Origin of the sequence: Nostoc sp. FACHB-888 (assembly GCF_014696655.1) — a bacterium.
GTDB lineage: Bacteria > Cyanobacteriota > Cyanobacteriia > Cyanobacteriales > Nostocaceae > Nostoc.
In genome coordinates, this window is sequence record NZ_JACJQM010000298.1 from 1 (window position 1) to 3,977 (window position 3,977).

A 3,977-nucleotide genomic window follows, 5' to 3' on the forward strand; every position below is an offset into this window, starting at 1 on the left:
GCTGGCTTCACATCCAGCCCCGTCCAATGAGCGGCAAAAGCCCACATATCCGCCGTTTCCTCAATGATCTTGTCCGTGGGCTTGCCCGCTCCATGTCCCGCCCGTGTCTCGATGCGGACAAGGTGCGGCTTGTCAAGAATTCACTTGCCATGTAATCACAATGATTTCCGCAAACCCTAAGACAAGTATTAGCCGCGAAAACCCTCCTAAAATGGCCTCCATCGTCCAGTTCTGACTCTGAACCTCCCAGATCATCCAAACAATATTGAATCCAATCACCAACCAGGGTAGAATTACCGCTGAATTCCGTCTGCGATAGAAGCGGATCGTCTCCTCCCGCCAAAAAGGGAAGGTACTGAGAATACAAACAAAGTAGGACGCTCCTGCACTGGCGAACAGGCTAGTTTGAAGACCCGAAGGCAGGTTTGGGTATCCAAGCGCGATCGCCGTCAAACAAACTCCGAGCGCGAGGTACAGGAAACTAAACAAGGTAAATCGTTTCATTATTTCTTCTCCGGTGAAGCTTATTCTCTGTACCACACACGCACACATTGAAAGCAATTGACTGCAACGCCCTGGCTGATCATCACTGGGTAGACCCCATTACTGACTGTCACGCCGTAAACACCATCACTTGTGCTTTTCAAGCTATCTGGTAAAACAACGGTTTCAACATTGATCACCTGTATCGTTGTATTTTCAATCCACTGATTGACCTCACTCACAACCTCAGAGAAGGATTCATAATCGGAAGCTCCGCCGAAGGGTCCCCGTTCAGTAATCCGAGGCACAAAATCTTTGCACTGAATCATTTGATTTACCACCTTAAACTGTAGAGTTGAGCATCAATTCAAGTAGTGGGCATCGCCCACCATTTTTAAAACCTTTCTTTTTAAAACCTTTCACGGTAAAGCTTTGTGGGCAGTGCTAGCCCTACGAGATATATTCCAAAACTTAAGCCAACCTTGCCAGTAAACTGCTAAGAACAGAGGCAAAAGCATGAAAGCTGATATGGGCTAACATTGCAGCTTCTAGCGAATATTGCCAAAAGAGCCAGCCAAACGCAATCCCCACAATCCCATTCAGTAACAACGCCCGAATAATCACAGCTGGAGTGAGGGGAACGATCGCGGCAGTCGCTGGCAGGTGTAGTAATCCAAATACTAACGCGGCTAGAAAGATCGCACCCTGGTAAATCCCTTGACTTGGCAACGTAACGCCTTGTTTTAGCCCTTTCCACGCGATCCAAACAAGCAGCGACATTAAACCCCAGCGCATCAAAATTTCCTCAGTAATGCCGCCATAGAACATTGCTGTGAGCAAATTCAACCAACTTAGCTCTGTATTATTGGCTGCCCGTAGCGCTTCAGGTAGGACAGGTTGCATCAACTGATCGAGCAACAAGAGAACGATCGTCGCCGCTGCACCCACACCCAAGCTCCACTTCATCTCAACGGCAAAAGATGGAGACTTAGCGGTGTGAAACACCCAATGATCAATCAAATGAGAGCTTAATCCAACACGATAGGCACAACCAATTCCGATTAGAATGCTGATTGCCAGTAGAATTGAATACTGTAGTCCTTGCAGAAGCATTAAAATCCACAATGGCGGCACTTTTTCCAGTATTTCTGGAGACAGTTTCGCTAACTGTTGCTCGACTAAGGGAATAGACGTGATCGTGAACATGACAATTCCCACACTGCCCAACCCAAATAGAATCCCGAATTGTTTCAAAATTGCCATTGGTTTAACCTCCAGATGATCCGTCCTATCAGTCCATGCCAGCAGCTACCATCACCGGAATTGTGGGCAAGTTGAAAACGACGTGAACAATGACAGCAGTCCAGACCGAGCCGCTGCGGCGGAAGGCCTCGGCAGTGGCGAGACCAGCGACTACGGCTGCGGGAAAGACGTTATTGACTGACGAGATTACCGACGACCCTTCTGATGCCTCTGGGAAACGGGTTCGGATGCCTCGTCGCGTTTGAACACCTTGTAGGTGATCGCCAGGAATATGGGGATTATCACCAGCACTGATAGCGCCACGTAAGTTGCGTTTTTCATGAGAATACATCCTGACTTTTGCAGATGATTTACGCTGCATTGCTGGTTTCAGCCTTGACTTCGGCTGGGATTACGAAAGCTCTTAATTCGACCATCTTGTCGCCACGAAAGCGCCAGATGTCGCAGTACGAGAATGAGCCGCCTTCCCGTCTTCGTCCTTGATTGTGAGGTCGCCGAGTACCGTGACGAAATCCCCCTCAGCGATCAAGTTCGCAACGATATTCAAAGGCGGTTCCACATACTCCGTTGCCATCCATTGGCGAACGGCTGCTTTTCCTTTCAGGGTTCTGTCGCCGACAAATGTCCATTCCGTGTCGTCGGTGCAGAACGACAAGAATCCTTCATAGTTGCCTTGAGCGATCGCCGCGTTTGCCTCTTCTAAGATGGCTTTATTTTTGTCTGACATTTGAATTTCTCCTCTATTCAAGTTGTCTTTGTTTTAGCCAACTTGAGTTTAATAAGTTCCAACACTCAACTTTGAGTATGCTCCAGCGCAACTCGATCCCAATGTCCTAAATTGGCTGCTGCTTCATAAGTGCTTTGGAAAAAAGCAAGGAGCATTGCATCTGGATCGTCAGTTTGTCTCACGGCTTCATAGGGTAGGATAAACTCTTGCATCTCTGAGCTGTAAAAAGCTTCTGTGGGTTGGATCGGGTAATCATGGAACCCTGACGGCGTAGGGTAAGCATAAGCGTAAAAAACAGGCTCCACCACTGACCCACCCCCCGGCCAAAAACCACAGCTACTGACTTCGTGTGAATAGGCTTCTCGTGTGACCCAATCTGCCATATTCGGAACTCCTCCTGGGTGTTCTGGCGCACGACGACCAGAGAAACGAGTCACAGCAAGATCAAAGCTGCCCCAAAAAAAATGTACAGGGCTGGATTTACCAATAAACTGGGAACGGAATAAGGTCATGACCCGATCGACTTGCACAAGAATTCGCCAGAACCGTTGTGCATATTCCGGATCATAAGCTGCGTGTTGATAGTCCTGATCGAACGGGATTGGTTCTGAAACTTCTTGCGGCATCGTCCAGATTCGGACTTCGATGCCGATGTTGCTCAATGTAGTTAGCACCATTTGGTAAAAATCTGCCACAGAGCGAGGAGACAGTGCAATTCTTTTAGCGATGCCGTCGCTAGTGTCGATTTGTAGTTGATGGTCGAGAAAATCAAAGCTAATTTGAAAGTTACGAGTTCCGCAAGGGATTGAAGCAGTTGTTAGTCCACGCGGTGTGACATAAAGAGTAGATTGCCACCAGTGATTGAGTTTAGGTGCCAGTGCCAACCGGATTTTACCGATGACTTGCGTCCATAGATGGAGAGTTGCATAGGTATCCTGCCAAGCTGCTAAGGGCAAGCTGGGCCAAACGATGTCAATGGAAGTATTTTGATTAGAAACAGCCATAAAAATCACCCACATGAGGAGAACATGTTGAAGAAGAAGGAAATCTAGATGAAATTAGAATCGCTATTAATCGCTATCAATAGTCTTTTCTCTGTTTATCTGGCAAAATTCACGGGACGATGATTTGTTCAGATGCCTGCGATCGACTTTCGCGGCTAGTCGCGCCCTGCGACAATAATCTTTTCTACTAGACCGATAGGATTAGAAAACATCACCTCATGACTACCCGGCATTTGCACGAGTCGAAATAGCCCCAAGCGGCTAGACATCCTGGGATGCCAACCCCCCTCCCTTTGAGGTAAGACATTGTCTTCTGTACAGTAGAGGTAGCTTTTGGGAATGGGCAGCGAGTAAAACTGCTTCAAGTCCAATTTGTCAATAAACGGTTGATACGCTTGGCAAAACATCGACAGCTAAAGCAATAGCAGCGCCTGTAGTTAAACAAAATATTACACCGATTTTAGCGATGGGAAAGCCACAACCAGGTTGTTGACTACTAG

6 protein-coding genes and 1 pseudogene are annotated in these 3,977 nt (G+C 47.5%); all 7 read right to left on the reverse strand.

The window, feature by feature from the left end:
* Positions 1 to 134, reverse strand: a pseudogene (locus H6G26_RS39500) (prolyl oligopeptidase family serine peptidase); the annotation flags it as partial.
* A gap of 390 nt (positions 135 to 524) precedes the next feature.
* Positions 525 to 812: a hypothetical protein gene (locus H6G26_RS39510; RefSeq protein ID WP_190737328.1), complete on the reverse strand. Its 288-nt coding sequence runs from the start codon at positions 810 to 812 to the stop codon at positions 525 to 527.
* Positions 813 to 954: 142 nt separating this feature from the next.
* Positions 955 to 1,746 carry a CPBP family intramembrane glutamic endopeptidase gene (locus tag H6G26_RS39515; protein ID WP_190737330.1) on the reverse strand — a complete coding sequence of 264 codons (792 nt, stop codon included), beginning with the start codon at positions 1,744 to 1,746 and terminating at the stop codon, positions 955 to 957.
* A 28-nt stretch (positions 1,747 to 1,774) separates the two neighbouring features.
* Positions 1,775 to 1,933 (reverse strand): CPBP family intramembrane glutamic endopeptidase, encoded by a 159-nt coding sequence (locus H6G26_RS44450; RefSeq protein WP_347242596.1) that lies wholly within the window; start codon positions 1,931 to 1,933, stop codon positions 1,775 to 1,777.
* Between the two features lie 216 nt (positions 1,934 to 2,149).
* Positions 2,150 to 2,473, reverse strand: a complete 324-nt coding sequence (locus tag H6G26_RS39525; protein ID WP_242054342.1) for a nuclear transport factor 2 family protein — start codon at positions 2,471 to 2,473, stop codon at positions 2,150 to 2,152.
* A gap of 65 nt (positions 2,474 to 2,538) precedes the next feature.
* A complete protein-coding gene (locus tag H6G26_RS39530; RefSeq protein ID WP_190737332.1) occupies positions 2,539 to 3,477 on the reverse strand; it encodes a DUF5996 family protein in 939 nt (312 codons plus the stop codon).
* A 155-nt stretch (positions 3,478 to 3,632) separates the two neighbouring features.
* Positions 3,633 to 3,842: a hypothetical protein gene (locus H6G26_RS39535; protein WP_242054344.1), complete on the reverse strand. Its 210-nt coding sequence runs from the start codon at positions 3,840 to 3,842 to the stop codon at positions 3,633 to 3,635.
* Positions 3,843 to 3,977 lie beyond the last annotated feature (135 nt).

What these genes read in the sequence shown, in the direction of transcription:
- H6G26_RS39510 (WP_190737328.1), bottom strand. Translation starts at nt 812, where the DNA reads ATGATTCAGTGCAAAGATTTTGTGCCTCGGATTACTGAACGGGGACCC.
- H6G26_RS39515 (WP_190737330.1), bottom strand. Translation starts at nt 1,746, where the DNA reads ATGGCAATTTTGAAACAATTCGGGATTCTATTTGGGTTGGGCAGTGTG.
- H6G26_RS39525 (WP_242054342.1), bottom strand. Translation starts at nt 2,473, where the DNA reads ATGTCAGACAAAAATAAAGCCATCTTAGAAGAGGCAAACGCGGCGATC.
- H6G26_RS39530 (WP_190737332.1), bottom strand. Translation starts at nt 3,477, where the DNA reads ATGGCTGTTTCTAATCAAAATACTTCCATTGACATCGTTTGGCCCAGC.